This is a genomic window from Nocardia terrae, assembly GCF_009760405.1.
GTDB classification, from domain to species: domain Bacteria; phylum Actinomycetota; class Actinomycetes; order Mycobacteriales; family Mycobacteriaceae; genus Nocardia; species Nocardia terrae.
The window spans coordinates 432,789-450,177 of record NZ_WRPP01000005.1 but is presented as its reverse complement, the minus strand read 5'-3'; the positions used below and the strand labels follow the sequence as shown (position 1 = coordinate 450,177).

General features: G+C 64.2%; 16 protein-coding genes. 8 read left to right on the top strand and 8 right to left on the bottom strand.

Annotated features, from left to right (window positions below):
* The first annotated feature begins 21 nt into the window (after positions 1-21).
* The 5 genes from GPX89_RS26195 to GPX89_RS26175 all read left to right on the top strand — a co-directional run bounded on the left by GPX89_RS26195 (position 22) and on the right by GPX89_RS26175 (position 3,346).
* Positions 22-693, top strand: a complete 672-nt coding sequence (locus tag GPX89_RS26195) for a hypothetical protein (RefSeq protein ID WP_235948013.1) — start codon at positions 22-24, stop codon at positions 691-693.
* A 167-nt stretch (positions 694-860) separates the two neighbouring features.
* Complete coding sequence (locus GPX89_RS26190) at positions 861-1,655, top strand: hypothetical protein (RefSeq protein ID WP_157390302.1); 795 nt, start codon at positions 861-863, stop codon at positions 1,653-1,655.
* 9 nt (positions 1,656-1,664) lie between these two features.
* Entirely contained in the window at positions 1,665-2,306 is a 642-nt protein-coding gene (locus tag GPX89_RS26185) for a cytochrome c oxidase subunit 3 (RefSeq protein WP_157390301.1), read from the top strand.
* 4 nt (positions 2,307-2,310) lie between these two features.
* Positions 2,311-2,580, top strand: a complete 270-nt coding sequence (locus tag GPX89_RS26180) for a cytochrome C oxidase subunit IV family protein (RefSeq protein WP_157390300.1) — start codon at positions 2,311-2,313, stop codon at positions 2,578-2,580.
* Positions 2,581-2,734: 154 nt separating this feature from the next.
* Positions 2,735-3,346: a TetR family transcriptional regulator gene (locus GPX89_RS26175; RefSeq protein WP_157390299.1), complete on the top strand. Its 612-nt coding sequence runs from the start codon at positions 2,735-2,737 to the stop codon at positions 3,344-3,346.
* Positions 3,347-3,405: 59 nt separating this feature from the next.
* Here GPX89_RS26175 and GPX89_RS26170 read toward each other — a convergent pair whose 3' ends face one another.
* From GPX89_RS26170 to GPX89_RS26150, 5 genes are read right to left on the bottom strand one after another with little or no spacing between them, the layout of a single operon-like run.
* Positions 3,406-5,181, bottom strand: coding sequence for an AMP-dependent synthetase/ligase (locus GPX89_RS26170; protein ID WP_157390298.1), 1,776 nt, complete (start codon positions 5,179-5,181; stop codon positions 3,406-3,408).
* 3 nt (positions 5,182-5,184) lie between these two features.
* A complete protein-coding gene (locus tag GPX89_RS26165; RefSeq protein ID WP_157390297.1) occupies positions 5,185-6,897 on the bottom strand; it encodes a GMC oxidoreductase in 1,713 nt (570 codons plus the stop codon).
* Entirely contained in the window at positions 6,894-8,432 is a 1,539-nt protein-coding gene (locus GPX89_RS26160) for a succinic semialdehyde dehydrogenase (protein ID WP_157390296.1), read from the bottom strand. The genes GPX89_RS26165 and GPX89_RS26160 overlap by 4 nt, the downstream gene beginning before the upstream one ends.
* A 13-nt stretch (positions 8,433-8,445) precedes the next feature.
* On the bottom strand, positions 8,446-9,708 hold the full coding sequence (locus tag GPX89_RS26155; RefSeq protein WP_157390295.1) for a cytochrome P450: 1,263 nt from the start codon (positions 9,706-9,708) through the stop codon (positions 8,446-8,448).
* A gap of 20 nt (positions 9,709-9,728) precedes the next feature.
* On the bottom strand, positions 9,729-11,174 hold the full coding sequence (locus tag GPX89_RS26150; protein ID WP_157390294.1) for an aldehyde dehydrogenase: 1,446 nt from the start codon (positions 11,172-11,174) through the stop codon (positions 9,729-9,731).
* A gap of 80 nt (positions 11,175-11,254) precedes the next feature.
* On the opposite strand from GPX89_RS26150, the gene GPX89_RS26145 reads away from it, so the two are divergent.
* Positions 11,255-11,803 (top strand): TetR/AcrR family transcriptional regulator, encoded by a 549-nt coding sequence (locus tag GPX89_RS26145; RefSeq protein WP_328602332.1) that lies wholly within the window; start codon positions 11,255-11,257, stop codon positions 11,801-11,803.
* A 24-nt stretch (positions 11,804-11,827) separates the two neighbouring features.
* On the opposite strand, the gene GPX89_RS26140 is transcribed toward GPX89_RS26145, so the two are convergent.
* Positions 11,828-12,973, bottom strand: a complete 1,146-nt coding sequence (locus GPX89_RS26140; protein ID WP_328602331.1) for an acyl-CoA dehydrogenase family protein — start codon at positions 12,971-12,973, stop codon at positions 11,828-11,830.
* Positions 12,974-13,009: 36 nt separating this feature from the next.
* Positions 13,010-13,801, bottom strand: coding sequence for a crotonase/enoyl-CoA hydratase family protein (locus GPX89_RS26135; RefSeq protein WP_157390292.1), 792 nt, complete (start codon positions 13,799-13,801; stop codon positions 13,010-13,012).
* Positions 13,802-13,893: 92 nt separating this feature from the next.
* Here GPX89_RS26135 and GPX89_RS26130 point away from each other — a divergent pair, with 92 nt between their 5' ends.
* Both GPX89_RS26130 and GPX89_RS26125 read left to right on the top strand, forming a co-directional pair.
* Entirely contained in the window at positions 13,894-15,105 is a 1,212-nt protein-coding gene (locus GPX89_RS26130; RefSeq protein ID WP_157390291.1) for a CoA transferase, read from the top strand.
* Positions 15,105-16,190: an NAD(P)-dependent alcohol dehydrogenase gene (locus GPX89_RS26125; RefSeq protein WP_157390290.1), complete on the top strand. Its 1,086-nt coding sequence runs from the start codon at positions 15,105-15,107 to the stop codon at positions 16,188-16,190. Before GPX89_RS26130 ends, GPX89_RS26125 begins: the two co-directional genes overlap by 1 nt.
* A gap of 114 nt (positions 16,191-16,304) precedes the next feature.
* Here GPX89_RS26125 and GPX89_RS26120 read toward each other — a convergent pair whose 3' ends face one another.
* Positions 16,305-17,321: an alpha/beta hydrolase gene (locus tag GPX89_RS26120; protein ID WP_235948010.1), complete on the bottom strand. Its 1,017-nt coding sequence runs from the start codon at positions 17,319-17,321 to the stop codon at positions 16,305-16,307.
* Between the last annotated feature and the right edge of the window lie 68 nt (positions 17,322-17,389).

Genomic DNA, 17,389 nt, shown 5'->3' with positions numbered 1-17,389 from the left:
ACTCAGGAAAGGCAACAAAAAATGACCAAGAACTCAGCGATCCTGGAGAACCCGCCCGACACCGACGCCGACAACGTCGAACTGGCCGTCGAGGATCGGAACATCGGACACACTCGGCAATCGGTGGTGGGCTCGGTGGTCCGCAAGGGCCGCAGCGCCGGCAACTCGAGTGTCTCGCTCAAGACTCTGGTGACCGGCGGCCTCGCCGTAGCGGTCGTCGTCGCCGCGGGCGGCCTCGGCTGGCAGTGGCATTCGAAGTCCGGTGAGCTCGACCGGATCCACCGCGCTTCGACCGACCAGGCCCACGCCGAACAGGTCGCACTGGACTACGCCACCGCCGCAGCCAATATGGACTTCCACGACCTCGCCGCGTGGAAGGGACGGCTGACCAAGGGCACCACACCCGAACTGTCCAACCGGCTCAACCAGGCCGCGGCATCGATGGAACAGATCATCACACCTCTGCAATGGGTGGCCACCGCCAAACCGATTGCGGCGAAGGTGCATTCGGAGTCGAACGGCGCCTACTCCGTCGACTGCTTCGTGAGCGTCATGACGAAGAACAGTCAAGCTCCGGACGGGATCCAGTCGACCGCGACCTACCAGTTGACCATCGACTCCCACAACAACTGGTCGATCACCGACATCGGCGGGATCGACTCGGCCCTCGGAGGCAAGGCTGGACCTCGCTGACCGGACCGTGACGGCGGGCCGGCGCCGCGAGGCTCGGGGCCGCGGTCCGCCGTCGGGCAGATCTCGAGCTGTTATCGCTGTGAGCCTTGCCATACGTATCTAAAGGCTTTAGATTTAACGACACCGTAATGAGGCCCTTGGGTCTCGGCTAGATTGGAAGAAACGAAATGCTGAAGAAAGCACACGTGTGGGTGGGATGGACCGGGTGGATCTTCACCTTCGGCTTTCTGCTCGCCTGTATTCCGCCGCTGGCGTGGACGATCCCTCCGAAGCTGAGTCCCATGTCGACTCCGCAGGAGGTTCATGACTTCTACGTCAATCATCTGATCCAGATCCGTGCTGGAGCGTGGATCGGCATGCTCGCGAGCGCCTTCTACTACCCGTGGGGCTCCGCTATCGCGGCGATGACGCGCCGAATCGAGAACGGCCGCCCGCCGATTCTGACCTACACCCAGCTGGGTGCGGTCGGCGTCGCGGTGTTCAACTCCGTCCTGTACTTCTTCTGGATGGCCTTCTGTGCCTTCCGTCCCGAGGACATGGCGCCGGAGTTGCTGCGCACGCTGAACGACTTCCAGTTCATCCTGCTCGAGTTCGAAGTGTTCCCGCTGAGCCTGTGGGCCATCGCGATCGGTCTGGCCATCCTGTCCGACAAGAGCGCGCGTCCCGTGTTCCCGCGGTGGTCGGCCTGGGTGAACTTCTGGTTCGCCGGTCTGGTCATGACGGGCCAGTTCATGATCTTCTTCCACACCGGCCCGATCGCCTGGAACGGCCCGCTGGCCCTGTATTGGCCCGCCTTCGTGTTCTTCGTGTGGATCTGCGTCATGAGCGCCTTGATCATCCAGGGCGTGCGGCGGGAAGACGGTGTCACTCCCGGTGCCGATCAGTCCCTGTATCCCGCGGGGCCGGGCACGGTTCCGGTCGCCTTGCCGAACGACGGCAAGCCCGCTCACGCGCTGCACTAGGTCATGACGATGCCCAGCGATTCCGTCACTGCGCTGGATCAGGCGTCGGCTGCGTCACCCGCTTCGGCGAGTGACGCGGCCGGGGCCGCCCGGTCCCGCCCGACGGTTCCCCATATCCCCGGCGAAGCCGGCATCTGGATCTTCATCTTCGGTGACATGTCGCTCTACATCGCACTCGCGGTGAGCTTCATGGCCGACCGGAGGAAGCAGGTCGAGGCATTCACCAGCTCGGCCAACCACCTGCATATCGACTTCGGTGCGATCAACGCGGTGCTACTGCTGATCAGTTCTCTGCTGGTCGCACTGGGTGTCCAAGCGGTCCGCAGGAATATCCCGAAATACGGCGAGTGGATGTTCGCCGGTGCCTTCGTTTGCGGTGCGGGATTCGTCCTCAACAAGTATTTCGAGTACAGCAGTCTGGTGCGGGCTGGTATCACACCGACCACGAACATCTTCTACAGCTATTACTTCATGCTCACCGGTATTCACCTCACGCATTTGATCGCGGGAATGTGTGTGCTGGCGTACATGTATCGCGCTGCGAAGCGAAATCCCGCACCGACGACGGCGATAGAGAGCGGTGCCTCGTTCTGGCACGCGGTCGACCTGCTCTGGATGATCCTCTTCGCGCTGCTCTATTTGGTGAGGTGAGTCGATGACAAAGCTGGTCCGCAGCGCTCTGATACCGGTGTGGCTGGTGCTCGTGGTGGCGACCGGGATCTCGTGGTACCTGGGTGTCGACCACGGATCGGGAAGCCCTGTTACCGCGTCGACCGTCATCCTCGTCGTGGCCTTCGCCAAGGTGACATTGATCGGCCTGTACTTCATGGAGTTACGACACGCGCCCGCGTTATTGCGATGGATCTTCCTGGGCTGGTCGGGCGTGGCCTGCGCAGCCGTCGTGGGGATCTACCTGGCGAGCTGACGACTCCTCGAATCCCCTTGTCGTGGAACCCAACTACCCTCCGCGGCAAGGTTACGTAACCCCGGGCGCCGGGTCCCGCCACCTCTACCGGCTCCCGGGGTTACGTTCTGTCCGGGGCACTTCAACCATAGGCCGTTAGGTAATAATCGAGACCATGCCACGTCCCGCACGCCCGCTCCTCGACCGGAGCCTCGTCATCAAGGCTGCCATCGAGATCATCGATTCCGAAGGGCTGGCGGCGTGCAGTATGCCTCGCCTCGCGCGGGTGCTCGGCGTCAAGGCGCCGTCTCTGTACTACCACTTCGATGACCGCGCCGACATTATGGCCGAGGTATCTCGGGCGATCGTCGCCGAGACCGTGATGCCGCGTAAGCGGGACGCCAACGACTGGATCGAGTGGTTCGTGGTCCAGGCCGTCAGTTTCCGTCGTGCGGTTCTCCGCCACCCGAACGCGGCCCCGATCCTGCTGGAGCACGTTCCCCGCGAAGTCTTCAACGGACGCTACGAAGCCGCGGCTGCCTTTCTCGTCGAGGCCGGTGTTCCCGTGGAGAAGCACGTCCTCATTCTCGACGGCATCGAACATCTCACCCTCGGTGCGGGTCTCGTGCAGGCGATGAAGGACCCTACCGCCCGCAAGCGTATCTTCCCCAACCTCAATCCCGCCACCGAGCCGGCGCTCGCAGCCGCCGTCGGCGCCAACCCGTGGGACACCTCGGAGCGGCTGTTCGCCGAAGCTGTGCGCAGTTTCCTTCGAGGCGCGGCTTAACGCGATAAAAGCGACTGCCCCCCAACGGGTTAACCGTTGGGGGGCAGTCGCGGTTCGTTTCAGGCGTAGAGTTCTTCGATCAACGCCGCGTAGCGCTCGTTGATCGGCTTGCGACGCAGCTTCATGGTCGGGGTCAGGACGTCGCTGCCGGGCTCCCAGAAGTCGGGAACGATTCGGAACTTCTTGATCTGCTCGACCCTCGAGAGCTTGGCATTGGCCTGATCGATGGCCGCCTCGATCGCGGCGACGACGTTCTGGTTGGAAGACAGCGCATCCGGGGTCGACGGGAGGTCGTACTTGGCGGCGTACGCCGCGCTCGTCTCGGGGTCGAGAGAGATCAGCGCGACGTTGTATTTGCGGTTGTCACCGATCGCTACAGCCTGGCCGATCAAGGGGGAGAAGGCCTTGATCCAGTTCTCGATGTTCGACGGGGACATGTTCTTGCCGCCCGCGTTGATAATGAGTTCCTTCTTACGGTCCACGATCTTGAGGTATCCGTCCGCGTCGAGCTCACCGATGTCGCCGGTCTGCACCCAACCGTCGACGCCCACGGTGTCCGCGGTGTGTGCCGGCTTGTTGAGGTAGCCCTTCATGACCATCGGGCCGCGTACCAGGATCTCTCCGTCCTCGGCGATCTTGATCTCTACACCGTCGAGGGGCTTGCCGACGGTGCCCGGACGGACCTGGCCTTTGGCGCTCATCGTGACGACACCCGAGAGCTCCGACATACCCCACGCGTCCGAGAGTGGAATCCCGATGCCGTTGAAGAAGCGCAGGACCTCCTCCGAGAGCGGAGCCGCCGCCGAGATAGCCAGTTTGGGCGCGTCCAGTCCGACGGCGGCACGGAGCTTGGACAAGACAAGGTGGTCGGCGGCGAAGTGCTGCGCGCGGAGCACCGGTGAAACAGACTTCCCATCGAGATCCAGGTCGGAGACCTGTCGCCCGCAGTCGAGAGCCCATTGAGCCAACTCGGCGTTGGCGCTGTCGGTGTCACGCACCTGGGCTTCGATCGCCGCCTTGAGCTTCTGCCAGATCTGCGGCACGGCACCGAAGATCGTGGGACGCACATCGACCAGCGCTCGGGCAAAGTCCTTGCGATCGGCAACGGTGGTCAGCTGATTCCCGACGACCATCAGGTGATAGAGCGCCGAGAGCCGATCTGCGATGTGCGCGGACGGCAGGAACGAGATGATCCGGTCGTCGGGGTCGGATCGCCAGAGCTGTTCGGCACCGGCGACCATCGCGATCATGTTGGCGTGGGTGACCTGCACACCCTTGGGGTCTCCGGTGGTGCCCGAGGTGTAGATCAGGGTCAGTACGTCATCCGGTTCTACTGCGCGCCAAGACTTTTCGAAGTCGAAGGTCGGGTCGGCATCGGACACCATGTCCTCGAGACCGACGGTGCCGTCGGGGGTTGCATCGATGCACACCAGGTACTCGAGGTCCGTACCGACGCGTCCGACCGTCAGGTTCTGCAGGTATTGCTGCTCGCAGACGACCACGCGGGCGTGAGAGTCGTTGAGCAAGTAGGTGATCTGCTCGGGGGAGGACGTGTTGTAGATCGAGAACGCGGTCGCGCCGAGATGCTGGACGGCCACATCGATCGGATAGAACTCCGGGCGGTTGGTCATCAACAGTGCGACGGTATCCCCGCGCTGCACACCGAGGCCGGCAAGTCCGGCCGCGATCGCGCGGACGCGGTCGCCCCATTCCGCGAAAGTGAGGGACTCGGTTTCGCCCACGGTGCGGACGGCGATGGCGTCCGGATTTCTGGTGAGAGTGGACTGAAATGCTTCGCACATGGTGCGGGAAGCAGCGGCGAACGGGGATGCCATCGGTCAATTGCTCCTGGATTCGTTCTGAGTTTCGTGATGGATCTCGACGATCGGCAAGCGCAGGGCCCCGATCGCGGTGTGCGGTACCACCGGATGTTTCGGCTCCACCGGTGCGATTCGCAGATAGCGCCGACCGAGTGGAGGCCGCGGGTCCGGATCACCCTTGTTCGGCCAGAACGCCAGCGCGCGCTCGGCCTGGGCGGTGATGGTCAGTGACGGATTGACGCCGAGGTTGGCGGAGATGGTCGATCCGTCGATGACGTGCAGGCCCGGGTAGTCGTGCAACCGCTGGTAAGGATCGACGACACCGGTCTCCGCGGATTCACCGATCGCGCAGCCGCCGATGAAATGACCTGTCATCGGAACATTGACGACATCGGCGAGGGTGCCCAGCGCGTCGCCGTCCATTTTCGCCGCCAGCCTACGGGTGACGTCGTTTCCGGCCGGGATCCAGTTCGGATTCGGTTCGCCCTTGCCCTGCTTGGTGGTGATCTTGGCGCCGAAGAGCCCGCGTGTGCGATAGGTGGTGAGCGAGTTGTCGAGGCTCTGCATCACCAGCAGGATCACCGAACGTTCCGATGCCCGACGGATATTGAGCGATCGCAGGTACACCATGGGGTGGCTCGCGATGTAGCGCAGCCATCGTGTCGTTCGCCCGTCGTTGCCGTCGATCAGCGGGGTCGTCAAACCGAACATCACATTGGAGCCCTTGCCGTAGCGCACGGCCTCGATATGGGTATGAGGCTCCGGGTGGATGGAAGACGAGATGGCGATGCCCTCGGCCATGTCTGTTCGTCCGCGCGTGGTCGAGACCAGGATGGCCTCGGAGTTGGTTCGGGTGAGTTCGCCGAGCCGCGGGGAAATCGAGGGCAGCGAGCCGGTATCCCGCAGTTGATGCAGCAGCCGTTGAGTACCGAGTGCCGCGGCGGCGAAGACGACCTGCTCGGCGGTGAACACCCTGCGCTGCTTGCGAATCCAGCGTCCTGTTCGCACCGTCACCACCTGATATCCGCCTGATGTGAGCGGCTGGACATCGACCACCGTGGTCAGCGGATGGATGTGCACTCCGGCTTGTTCGGCGAGATAGAGGTAGTTCGTCTCGGTGGTGTTCTTCGCATTGTGTGGGCACCCGGTCATGCATTGGGCGCAGTACACGCAGCCGCTCCGCGCGGGACCGACGCCGCCGAAGTAGGGGTCCGGCACCGTCTTGCCGGGCTCGCCGAAGAAGACGCCGACGTTGGTGGGGTGGAACGTTGCCTCTACACCGAGGTCGGAAGCGACATCGTGCAACAGATGGTCGCCCACGACCAATCGCGGGTTGGTTGCGACGCCGAGCATGCGTTTGGCCTGGTCGTAGTACGGAGCGAGTTCGTCACGCCAATCGGTGATCGACGCCCACTGAGGGTCGTCGTAGAAGCTGTCGAGCGGGTCGTAGAGGGTGTTCCCGTAGATCAGCGAGCCACCGCCGACGCCGACTGCCGACATGATGAAGGAGTTCCGCAATACCGTGAGCTGTTGCGGGCCATAGCATCCGAGCTTCGGCCGCCATGCCCACTTGCGCAGGTGCCAGCTGTTCGGGGGAAAATCCTCCGGCCGCCAGCGCGCCCCCTGCTCGAGGACGCCGACCCGGTACCCCTTCTCGGCGAGCCGCAGGGCCGACACCGAGCCGCCGAACCCTGAGCCGATGACGATGACGTCGTAGTCGTAGTCGTTCATTTGATCCGCAGCATTTTCATGAGCTTGTACATGGCGATGAGCAGGTGGGCGTTGCGTTCGACGCTCAGGCCCGGCGGCGGATCGAAACCGATGAGGTGCTGGCTGCCGACGGTTTGCAGTTCGGTGTACTCGAGGAGGCCGTGCTCACCGTGTCGACGGCCCTGTCCGGACGCCTTCATGCCGCCCATGGGGGCATCGTTGGAGGCATACGCGGAACCGTAGCCCTCGTTGATATTGACTGTGCCACAACGGATTCGCGACGCCAGGCGGCGGCCGCGGCCCACATCGCGGGTCCAGATGCTGGCATTGAGGCCGTACTCGGAGTCATTGGCCATCGAGACGGCCTCGTCCTCGTCACGGAATCGATAGACCGACACCACCGGGCCGAAGGTCTCGGTGCGGTAGACCGTCATCTCCGGGGTGACGTCTGTCAACACCGTCGGCTCGTAGAACCAGGGGCCGAGATCGGGGCGCGGTTGCCCGCCGGACAGAACCTGAGCGCCTTTGGCGCGGGCATCCGAGACATGCTCCACGACACGATCGAATTGCCTTGGCAGGGAGAGAGTTCCGATGTCGTAATCGAACGCCGGTCCGCTCCCGGCGACGAGCTTGCGGGTGTTCTGGACGAACTCGGCCATGAAGGCGTCGTAGATGCTGTCGGCGACATAGAGGCGCTCGGTCGACAGACACAGCTGCCCGGTCGTCGAGAAGCACGCGCGCACAGCACCTTTGACGGCCTTGGTGATGTCCGCATCGCCGAGGATGAGCATCGGGTTCTTGCCGCCGAGCTCGAGGGTGCAGCCGATCAGGCGGGCGGCCGCCGCCTGCGCGATGGCCCGACCCGCGCCGGTCGACCCGGTGAAGCAGATGTGGTCCGCACTCGCGATCATCTGGTCGCCGACCGCGTCGGGTTCGCCCACGACAATCTGCCACAGGTCCTCGGGTAGCCCAGCCCGGATCAGGAGCTCACGGGCGTAGAGCGCGGTGAGCGTCGTCTGGGTATCCGGTTTGTGGACAACGGCATTGCCCGCCATCAGTGCCGGAATAGCGTCACCGGCGCCCAGCGACAGCGGGTAATTCCAGGGCGAGATGATCCCGACGACGCCCTTGGGCTGGCGCAGCTCCCGCGTCTGAGTGGCGACCGGGATGGCACCGGCGCGTCGGCGCGGTGCGAGAAACTTCGGGGCGTGCCGACCGTAATACAACGCGACACCGGCGATGTCGAGGGTCTCTTCGAGGGCGCTGTTCCGCGATTTCCCGGTCTCGGCCTGGATGACGTCGATCAGCTCCGGATTTCCCAGGACCAGATCGTGCAGCGCGAGGAACGGTTTCGCGCGCTCGCGTGGGCTCAGATTCGCCCAGGCCAGTTGTGCTTTGGCGGCGCGTTCGAAGGCGACGACGACATCCGCGCCGGTCGATTGACGCAGGGTCGCCAGGGGTCCGCCGGTGACGGGATGGGTGGTCGTGGTCTCCGGGCCGGTACCCCAGAGGTATCCGGTGAGTCTATCGGTCAGGGTCCGTGCCAGCGGGCTCATGTCGTCCCTCGTCTCACTGCTCGGGGGTGAAGGTGATCGGCATCGACTTGATGCCGTGAATGAGGTTGCCCGCGAGCATCTGTGGTTCACCCGCCCGGAAATCCGATATGCGGGTGAGCAGTTCACGGAACAGTGCCCGCAGCTGGCTCTTGGCCACCTGATTGCCGAGGCAGAAATGCGTTCCGCCGCCGCCGAATCCGACGTGCGGATTCGGGTCACGAGACAGGTCGAACACGTGAGGATCGGTGAAGACGGTCGTGTCCCAGTTGCCCGACGGGTAGAACATGACGACCTTCTCGCCCGCCCGGATGCGCTGGCCGGCCAGTTCGTAGTCCTGCACGCAGGTCCGTTTGAAGGTCATGACGGGGGATGCCCAGCGCACCATCTCCTCGGTGGCGGTCTTGATCCGGCCGTCGAAGTCCTCGAGCAGCCAGGCGCGCTGCTCGGGAAAATCGGTGAGAGCCTTGATCGTGTGGGTCGCCGTTTGCCGGGTGGTGTCGGTGCCCGCGACGCAGAGCAGCGTGAAGAACGACGACAGCTCGACATCGTTGAGTCGCTGCCCGTCGACCTCGGCGTTGACCAGCGCCGACATCAGGTCGCCGGTCGGCTCCTGACGGCGTTCCTTGGCGATACGACGGCCGAGTTTGGTCAGGTACCAGCCGACCTCGGCCAGCGCCTCGGCACGATCACGGCCGCCGCGGACCTCGGGGTCGTTCCACCCGGTGATGATCTCGGCGGCGTGAGCGACCTGGGGCTGCTCGCTGCGGTCGATGCCGATCATGTCGCAGACGGTCAGCATGGGCAGGATCGCCGAGATCTGTGAAACAACCTCGGCCTCACCCGTCTTGGCGATTCCATCGACGATGGCGCGAGCATTCGCTTTGATCTGGTCTTCGATCCGCTGCACCTGCTTGGGGGTGAACGCGGCGCTGATCAGCTTGCGGATCTTCGTGTGATCGGGCGGATCCATGGCCAGGATGGACTGAGAGCCGCGCAGCACGTCGGGCGGCAGATTTTCGAAAGTGACGCCTTCGCCCGAGATGAAGACATCGTTGCGGCGACTGACCTCGACGATGTCGCGGTGGCGCACGATGGCCCAGTAGCCGGGGATATCCTCCGGCATCCACGGATCTTCGACCTGGGGTTGCCAGCTGACCGGCGAGTGTTCACGCAGGACCGCGAAGGACAGTTCGCGTTCCTGAGCGGTCTTGGCCCAGAACGATTTCGAGGACAGCTCGATGGGATGGAAGGGACGTTTGCATTCGGTGGTGGTCATGTGCGTCTCCGAGACTGCGATTACGCGGGTAGATAGATGGACTTCAGCTGCTGGTAGGCGGCCAGGCCCTCCGGGCCGAGTTCGCGTCCTATGCCGCTGTTCTTGACGCCGCCGAAGGGCGCCCCGTGGTCGAGCGCGAACCCGTTGATTCCGACGCTGCCGGAATGGATTCGCCGTGCGACCTCGAGTCCGCGGTCGGCGTCGGCGGTCCATACCGTTCCGCCGAGTCCGTATGCCGAATCGTTTGCCTGCGTGATCGCGTCGTCGATGTCGCGGTAACGAATGATGCTGAGCACCGGGCCGAAGATCTCCTCCTGGGCGATCGTGGCGGAGTTGTCGACGTCGGCGAAGATCGTCGGCTCGACGTACCAGCCGTGCGGCAGTCCCGCAGGGCGTCCACCGCCAGTGGTGATGCGGCCGCCCTCGGCAACGCCCTTGGCGATATAGCTCTCCACGGTGTCGCGTTGGCGCCGGGTCGCAAGGGGGCCGATCACCGTGGAACGGTCGAGCGGGTCACCGATCGGCAGGTTGGCGGCCAACGCGGTGAACGCATCGACGACCTCGTCGTACCTGTTGTGAGGAGCGAAGATTCGCGTACTCAGATAGCAGGTCTGTCCCTGGTTGAGCAGCGTCGCACCGAAAAGCGCCTGCGTCGCGCGGGAAAGGTCGAAATCCTCGAGGATGATGCCAGCGGACTTGCCGCCGAGTTCGAGGGTGGCCGGCCGCATCAGGCGTGCGCACTGTTCGGCGATCGCCTTCCCTGCCGCGGTCGACCCGGTGAAAGCGACCTTGTCGACGCCAGGGTGTGTCACCAGGTGCGCACCGACCTCGCCCCCACCGGTGACGATGTTGAGGATGCCCGCGGGGAGACCTGCTGCCGCAGCAGCTTCGGCAACGAGGAACGCGTCGAGGACGGTCTCGGGTGCCGGCTTGACCACGACCGCGCATCCTGCGGCCAGCGCGGGGGCGAGCTTGAAGAAGGTCAGGCATTGCGGGAAGTTCCACGGCACGATCGCGGCGACGACACCGATCGGTTCCCGGCGAACGACCGTGGTTCCCGACAGCAGCGATGGCCGCCGCTCCTCGGTGGAGTGTTGCGTGATCAGCTCGGCGTAGTAGCGCAGCAGGGCGGCCGGTGCCGCAGCCTCGGTGCGCCGCGCGATGGTGATGGGCATCCCGTTCTGAAGGCTGACCCGCCGCGCGAATTCATCACGGCGGCTTTCGATTTCGTCGGCGAAACGATTGAGGATGACGGCGCGCTGTGGTGCTGTCCAATGTGCCCAGCCCGCCGGATCCTCGAAGGCGTTGCGAGCGGCGGTGACAGCGGCATCGATGTCGTCGGGTGTACCGGCGGGCACTTGGCCGATCTGTTGCTCGGAGTGCGCCGAAATGACGTCGATGACCCGGTCGGATGCCGGTGTCACCCACTCTCCGTCAATGAACAGTCTGCCGTAGACGTATTCCATGCAACACACCATAGACCATGTTATGGTCCGTGGAAAGGGGGAACAATAAGATGGGCTACGGTGTGTACATGTCACGAGTAGTGAACAAGGACCAGTACTTCGAGCTCGGGCTCGAGATCCTGGCCAGGACGGGTTTCAAGGGACTCAACATCGGCGTGCTGGTGAAGGAGTTCGGGGTAACCAGCGGCTCGTTCTATCACCACTTCGGGAGCTACCAGGGCTTTGTCAACGCGCTGCTCGAGTTCTGGGCGAACCGGCAGGTGGTGCTGTTACGGGACATGGAATTCGGGAAGTCGACGCCCGAAGCCGATCTGCAGAAGCTGCGCGACCTGACTCTCGGCCTGCATCACGAGGCGGAAGCGGCTATCCGGGCTTGGGGTGCCAATGACGACTACGTCCGTGACGTGCAGCGGCGTGTCGACGACGCCCGCCGGAAAACGGTCCAGAAGGCAATCGCGGGCGTCGTCGACGATGCCGAGCTCGCGAAGTCGCTGACTTCGCTGGGCATGGCGATGCTGGTTGGCTACCAGCAGCTTTCGGCCGCCGGGCATCACGACGATCTCAGTGTGCTGCTCGACGAATATATCCGGCTGGTCAATTCGCACATCGTCGTGCGCGAACGGGCCTGACGGCGCCGCTCGCGCACGCGACTGCTATCCCAATCGCATTGAGCGGCCGATGATTTCGCGCATGATTTCGCTCGTGCCGCCATAGATGGTCTGGATGCGTGAGTCCAGGAACGCCTTGGCGACGCTGTACTCACGCATGTAGCCGTAGCCGCCGTGCAGCTGCAGGCAACGATCGATCAGCCGAACCTGGGCCTCGGTGGCATACAACTTGGCCATCGCGGCTTCCTCGGCGGTCAGGTGACCCGCGTTGAGTTCGGCGATGAATCGATCGACGAGCACCCGTACCGCCATCGTCTCGGTCGCGAGGTCGGCCAGGACGAAGCGGCTGTTCTGCAATGCTCCGATGGGTTGCCCGAAGGCGTGCCGGTTGCGCACGTACTCCACCGTGGTGGCCAGGCAGGATTCCATCGACGCCGCGGCCGTGACTGCGATCGACAGTCGCTCCTGTGGCAGGTTCTGCATCAGGTAGTGGAAGCCCTTGCCGCGCTCGCCGAGCAGGTTGGCGGCGGGAACGCGGACGTCGGTGAAGACCAGCTCGGCGGTGTCCTGCGCGGGCATGCCGATCTTGTCGAGGTGACGGCCGCGTTCGAATCCCGGCATATCTCGTTCGACGACGAGGATGCTGAAGCTCCGCGATCCCTTGCCCGGATCGGTTTGCGCGACAACCAGAATCAGGTCGGAGTTGATGCCGCTGGTGATGAATGTCTTGGCGCCGTTGAGTATCCAGTGGTCGCCGTCGAGCACGGCACGAGTCTTGATGCCCTGCAGGTCCGAACCGGTGCCGGGCTCGGTCATCGCGATGGCGGTGATGATCTCACCGCTGCAGAAGCCGGGCAGCCATCGCCGCTTCTGCTCGTCATTGGCGAGTTCCATCAGATAGGGGGCGACGATGTCGTTGTGCAGCGGGAACGACAGGCCGCTGTATCCGCCATTGGCCAGCTCTTCGGCGATGATCGCGTTGTAGCGAAAGTCCTTTACGCCACCGCCGCCATAGGTTTCGGGAACCGCCGTTCCGAGGAACCCCTGTTTGCCGGCCTCGATCCAGACGTCGCGGTCGACGATGTGCTGCTGCTCCCAGCGGTCGTGATGTGGAGCGACATGCTGGGCGAGGAAGCCGCGGAAGGATTCCCGAAACAAGTCGTGCTCCGGCTCGAAAAGTGTGCGCTGCACGGTAATTCCAACTTTCTTTGCTGATTGTTCGGTGGCTTATCTGCCCTGCCAGCGGGGCGCGCGCTTCTCGGCGAAGGCGCGCGGGCCTTCCTTGGCGTCCTCGCTGCGGAACACGGTTCGAAGCTCGTCGGCATTCATTTCCCAGAGCTCATCGCTCCAGTCGCTGCCGAAATTGGAGGCGCGATGCACGACGCGTTTGCTGGCATGTACCGCGAGCGGGGCGTTGGCGGCAATCTTTCGTGCGAGCTCCAATGCGACCTCGACCACCTGATCGGCGGGTGCGACACGGTTGACCAGTCCCCATCGTGCGGCCGTCGCTGCGTCGATCGGTTCTCCGGTGAGCGCGACCTCGAGCGCCAACTTGAGCGGGATCTGGCGAGGCAGGCGCAGCAGACCTCCCGCGGCTGCGGCCAGGCCACGCTTTACTTCCGGCAAGCCCAGTTTCGTGTCCTCGGCAATCACCGCGAGATCGCAGGCGAGCAGGATCTCGGTACCGCCGCCGAGTGCGAAGCCGTTGACGGCGGCGATAACCGGCTTGTCGACGAAATGTTTGACGAGCCCGGCGAATCCCCACTCGTCGTGGCCCTCCGCGTGGATTCGCTCGCCGGCCGCTAATGCCCGTAGGTCTGCTCCCGCGCAGAAGGCGCGTCCAGCCCCGGTGATCACCGCGACACGGAGGTCGGGATCGTTGTTGAACTCCTGAAGTGCCGTGCCCACGGCCATGGACAGCTCGCTGTTCACAGCGTTGAGGACATCCGGGCGGTTGAGGGTGATGAGGGCGATGGCGCCGCGGCGTTCGATCACTGCGGCCGGTGCTGCTGCCGTCATGGGAGCGGTCCTTTCGTGGGCCCTGGACTTCAGACCATAGTGAGGGTTATGGTCGTACAACACCATAGACTATGTTATTGAAAGGTGGCCCAATGGCGAGCACCGATTCCCCCCGCCCTCTCGACGGCTTCCGGGTTCTCGATTTCACCCAGAACGTTGCCGGACCGCTCGCGGGGCAGGTGCTGGTGGACCTGGGCGCCGAGGTGATCAAGATCGAAGCGCCGGGCGGCGAGGCGGCGCGCCGGATCACCTCGCTACTGCCCGGACGCAAGCCGCTGGCAACCTACTTTCTGCCCAATAACCGCGGCAAGAAGTCGATCATGGTCGACCTCGGCACCGACGAAGGCAAACAGGCCGTCCTGGCGCTCGCCGACACCGCCGACGTGGTGCTCGAGGCATTTCGGCCGGGGGTGATGGAGAAGCTGGGACTGGGTCCCGACGAGCTGCAGTCACGAAACCGCGGTCTGGTGTACGCGCGCCTGTCGGCCTATGGCGGCAATGGGCAGCACAGTGCCAGGCCCGGTCTGGATCTCATGGTGCAGGCCGAATCCGGGATGACCACCGGACTGCGGCGGCCTGATGGCGGCCCGCAGATCGTGCCGTTCCAACTCGTGGACGGAGCCAGTGGGCATGTGCTCGCCCAGGCGGTCTTGGCTGCGCTGTTGAACCGGGAGCGTCACGGTGTCGCGGACGTGGTGAAGGTGGCGATGTACGACGTTGCCATCAGTCTGCAGGCCAACCAGCTGACCTTGCACCTGAACAAGCAGCCTGCGGCTGCCGACGCCGCGGCGCTGCCGCCCCGGCCGCGCCCCGATACGGATGGAAAACCGCGTAAGCAAGTAGCTTTCGCCACGCAGCCGTCGGAGGCCTTCCGCGCCGCGGATGGCTTCCTGGTGCTGAGCGCCTACATCCCCAAGCACTGGACCAAACTGTGCGAGGTGATCGATCGGCCCGATCTGGCCGGCGATGAACGATTCGCCGATCAGCGGCTGCGCTCGATCAATTTCGAGGAGTTGAAGACCGAACTCGAAGTCGCACTGGCGAAGCGCACCGCCGCGGAGTGGGTCGGCCTGCTCCACGACGCCGGACTCATGGCGACCTTGGCCTACAACTGGAAACAGGTCGTGGCGACGCCGTTGTTCGACGAGAACGAGCTCGCTGTGACAGTGGGAGATGGGGAGCGTGAGGTAAAGGTGATCCGCACTCCCGCACGGTATTCCAGCTTCGAGGCGGCCGGTGCCACACCTCCGCCCGAGGTCGGCGAGCACAACGAAGAATTCCTCGTCCGAGCGGCGGCGCACTGATGCGGGCACTGGCGGCAGTACTGCGAGATCGGCGCGGTGGCTACACGATCGAGGAGCTGACACTCGACGAACCCGACGTCGGCGAGGTGTGCGTCCGGATCGCGGGCGCGGGGTTGTGCCACACCGATCTGCTGCCGCGGGCGGCGAAAGACATTCCGTTGCCGATCGTCTGCGGTCATGAGGGTTCGGGCGTAGTCGAAGCCGTCGGGCCCGGTGTCACCGACCTGGCGATCGGGGACCATGTGGTGTTGTCGTTCGACTCGTGCGGAGAATGCCGCAGCTGCGGAGCGGGGCGTCCCTCCTATTGCACGACGTTCTTCGCGCGCAACCTGTCCGGCCGCCGCGTCGATGGCTCCACGAATGCGAGGGATATTGCGGGGGAACAGGTTTCGACCCGGTGGTTCGGACAATCGGCGTTCGCCACGCATGCGGTCGTCACCGCTGCCAATGCGGTGAAAGTCGACAGCGCGCTTCCCCTCGAGCTGCTGGGCCCGCTCGGGTGCGGCTTCCAGACCGGAGCCGGTGCGGTTCTGAACTCGCTGGATGTCCAGGCCGGATCGAGCATCATGATCTTTGGTGCGGGTGCGGTCGGATTGGCCGCAATCATGGCGGCCCGCGTCGCCGGTGCCAGCACCATCGTCGCTGTCGATCTCAATCCCGACCGCCTCGAGCTCGCGGCGAAATACGGTGCGACGCATACGTTCGACGGCATTATCGACAGTCTCCCCAAGCAGCTTCGCCAAGCCACCGCGGGAGCTGACTACGCCCTCGACACCACCGGTATTCCTGCGGTGATCGGTACCGCGATCGATGCTCTCAGTCCGCTGGGCGTGTGCGGATTGCTCGGTGTGCAGCGAGGTGACCTCAGCATCAACCCGGTGCAGCTGGCAATGGGCCGTACGGTCAAGGGAATCGTGGAAGGTGACGCCGTCCCGCACCTCTTCATCCCGAGACTGATCGATCTATGGCAGCGCGGCGAATTCCCGTTCACCGATTTCATCAAGACCTATTCACTAGGGGAGATCGGTGAAGCGGAAAAGGCCGTCCTTCGAGGCAGCGTTGTGAAACCTGTGCTCATCCCCTGAGACCTTGCGGGCGCACGAGGCAGCAGCCGGTCACCTCTTCGCCGGCGTGCCCGCATGGCAGAAGAGCCCGCCCGTGATCCGGGCGGGCTCTTCTCGTTTCAGCCGCACAGGAACTCAGGAAGCTGCCGTCGCGCCACCTGAATCAACGTGCGAGGACAGGAATGTCCCCACATGCTTGATTGCTTGTCGACCCTCGGGCAGAAATCCGGACATGGCGTGGAAGACGTGTACTTGCCCCGGCCACACCTGAAAGTCGGTCGATACACCGGAGCTGGACAGCTGCTGGGCGAACTGCTGTGCTGCGGGGAGCATGCACTCGGTACCTCCCACCTGCATGAGGGTGGGCGGCCATGCTGAGAGATCGCGGGTATGTGCCTGCGGCCGTTCCAGCGCGCTTTCGCCCAGATAGGCTGTCGCGGCACGTCTTCCGTAGTGAGGCGAGGCCATGGGGTCTCGCTCGACCGAGTCGGCAGCGAGCATGGAATCACACGACAGGTCCAGCCACGGTGACAAGAGTGCCGCGGCTCCCGGTGTAGGGGTCTGAGTTCGCGCCAGCTCGGCGAGAGTCTCGAGGATGAGGTAACAGCCCGCGGAATCGCCTGCAATGGCGATGTTTTCGGCAGGAATTCCCAGTTCGAGGATGCGCCGGTACACGGTGATCACGTCGTCTCGGGCGGCTGGGTGGTGGTGTTCCGGCGCCCTGCGGTACTCGGGAAACAGAACGGGCATCCGCGAGTGGTGGGAAAGCCAACTGGCGAGCGCGCCGTGTGAGCGGTACGAGCCGAATACGAATCCGCCTCCGTGCACGTACAACACAATGGATCTGCTCGATGTGGCCGCGGGTGTCGTGACCCGATGAGTGAGTACTCCGCCGAGAACCTCGGTGGTCGAGGTGGTTCCGTGTGCCTTGGCGCCGCTGCCGATGGTGTCGAACAGCCGCCGCGCGAACCACGCTTCCGGCGCGCTCGTGCCCAGCCGATCCGCGGTTCGCCGGACCGTCTGCGTCAGCACGGCTGAGATGCGGGCCGATCGAGGCGATGGCGTGGGTGGGGAGGGGTCTGCCCAGGCTGCTCCCGGTCCGCGTAGCTGAACGGCCGAGACATGCGTGTGACGGAAGGGTATTCGCGACATTGCGATCCTTTCGGTGCCCGAAATGAGAACAATACCATGCTCTATGGTTTGTTCATACCCTGCCGTGT

What these genes read in the sequence shown, in the direction of transcription:
- GPX89_RS26195 (WP_235948013.1), top strand. Translation starts at nt 22, where the DNA reads ATGACCAAGAACTCAGCGATCCTGGAGAACCCGCCCGACACCGACGCC.
- GPX89_RS26150 (WP_157390294.1), bottom strand. Translation starts at nt 11,174, where the DNA reads ATGGAATACGTCTACGGCAGACTGTTCATTGACGGAGAGTGGGTGACA.
- GPX89_RS26120 (WP_235948010.1), bottom strand. Translation starts at nt 17,321, where the DNA reads ATGTCGCGAATACCCTTCCGTCACACGCATGTCTCGGCCGTTCAGCTA.
- GPX89_RS26125 (WP_157390290.1), top strand. Translation starts at nt 15,105, where the DNA reads ATGCGGGCACTGGCGGCAGTACTGCGAGATCGGCGCGGTGGCTACACG.
- GPX89_RS26180 (WP_157390300.1), top strand. Translation starts at nt 2,311, where the DNA reads ATGACAAAGCTGGTCCGCAGCGCTCTGATACCGGTGTGGCTGGTGCTC.
- GPX89_RS26190 (WP_157390302.1), top strand. Translation starts at nt 861, where the DNA reads ATGCTGAAGAAAGCACACGTGTGGGTGGGATGGACCGGGTGGATCTTC.
- GPX89_RS26130 (WP_157390291.1), top strand. Translation starts at nt 13,894, where the DNA reads ATGGCGAGCACCGATTCCCCCCGCCCTCTCGACGGCTTCCGGGTTCTC.
- GPX89_RS26170 (WP_157390298.1), bottom strand. Translation starts at nt 5,181, where the DNA reads ATGGCATCCCCGTTCGCCGCTGCTTCCCGCACCATGTGCGAAGCATTT.
- GPX89_RS26165 (WP_157390297.1), bottom strand. Translation starts at nt 6,897, where the DNA reads ATGAACGACTACGACTACGACGTCATCGTCATCGGCTCAGGGTTCGGC.
- GPX89_RS26160 (WP_157390296.1), bottom strand. Translation starts at nt 8,432, where the DNA reads ATGAGCCCGCTGGCACGGACCCTGACCGATAGACTCACCGGATACCTC.
- GPX89_RS26155 (WP_157390295.1), bottom strand. Translation starts at nt 9,708, where the DNA reads ATGACCACCACCGAATGCAAACGTCCCTTCCATCCCATCGAGCTGTCC.
- GPX89_RS26135 (WP_157390292.1), bottom strand. Translation starts at nt 13,801, where the DNA reads ATGACGGCAGCAGCACCGGCCGCAGTGATCGAACGCCGCGGCGCCATC.
- GPX89_RS26185 (WP_157390301.1), top strand. Translation starts at nt 1,665, where the DNA reads ATGCCCAGCGATTCCGTCACTGCGCTGGATCAGGCGTCGGCTGCGTCA.
- GPX89_RS26175 (WP_157390299.1), top strand. Translation starts at nt 2,735, where the DNA reads ATGCCACGTCCCGCACGCCCGCTCCTCGACCGGAGCCTCGTCATCAAG.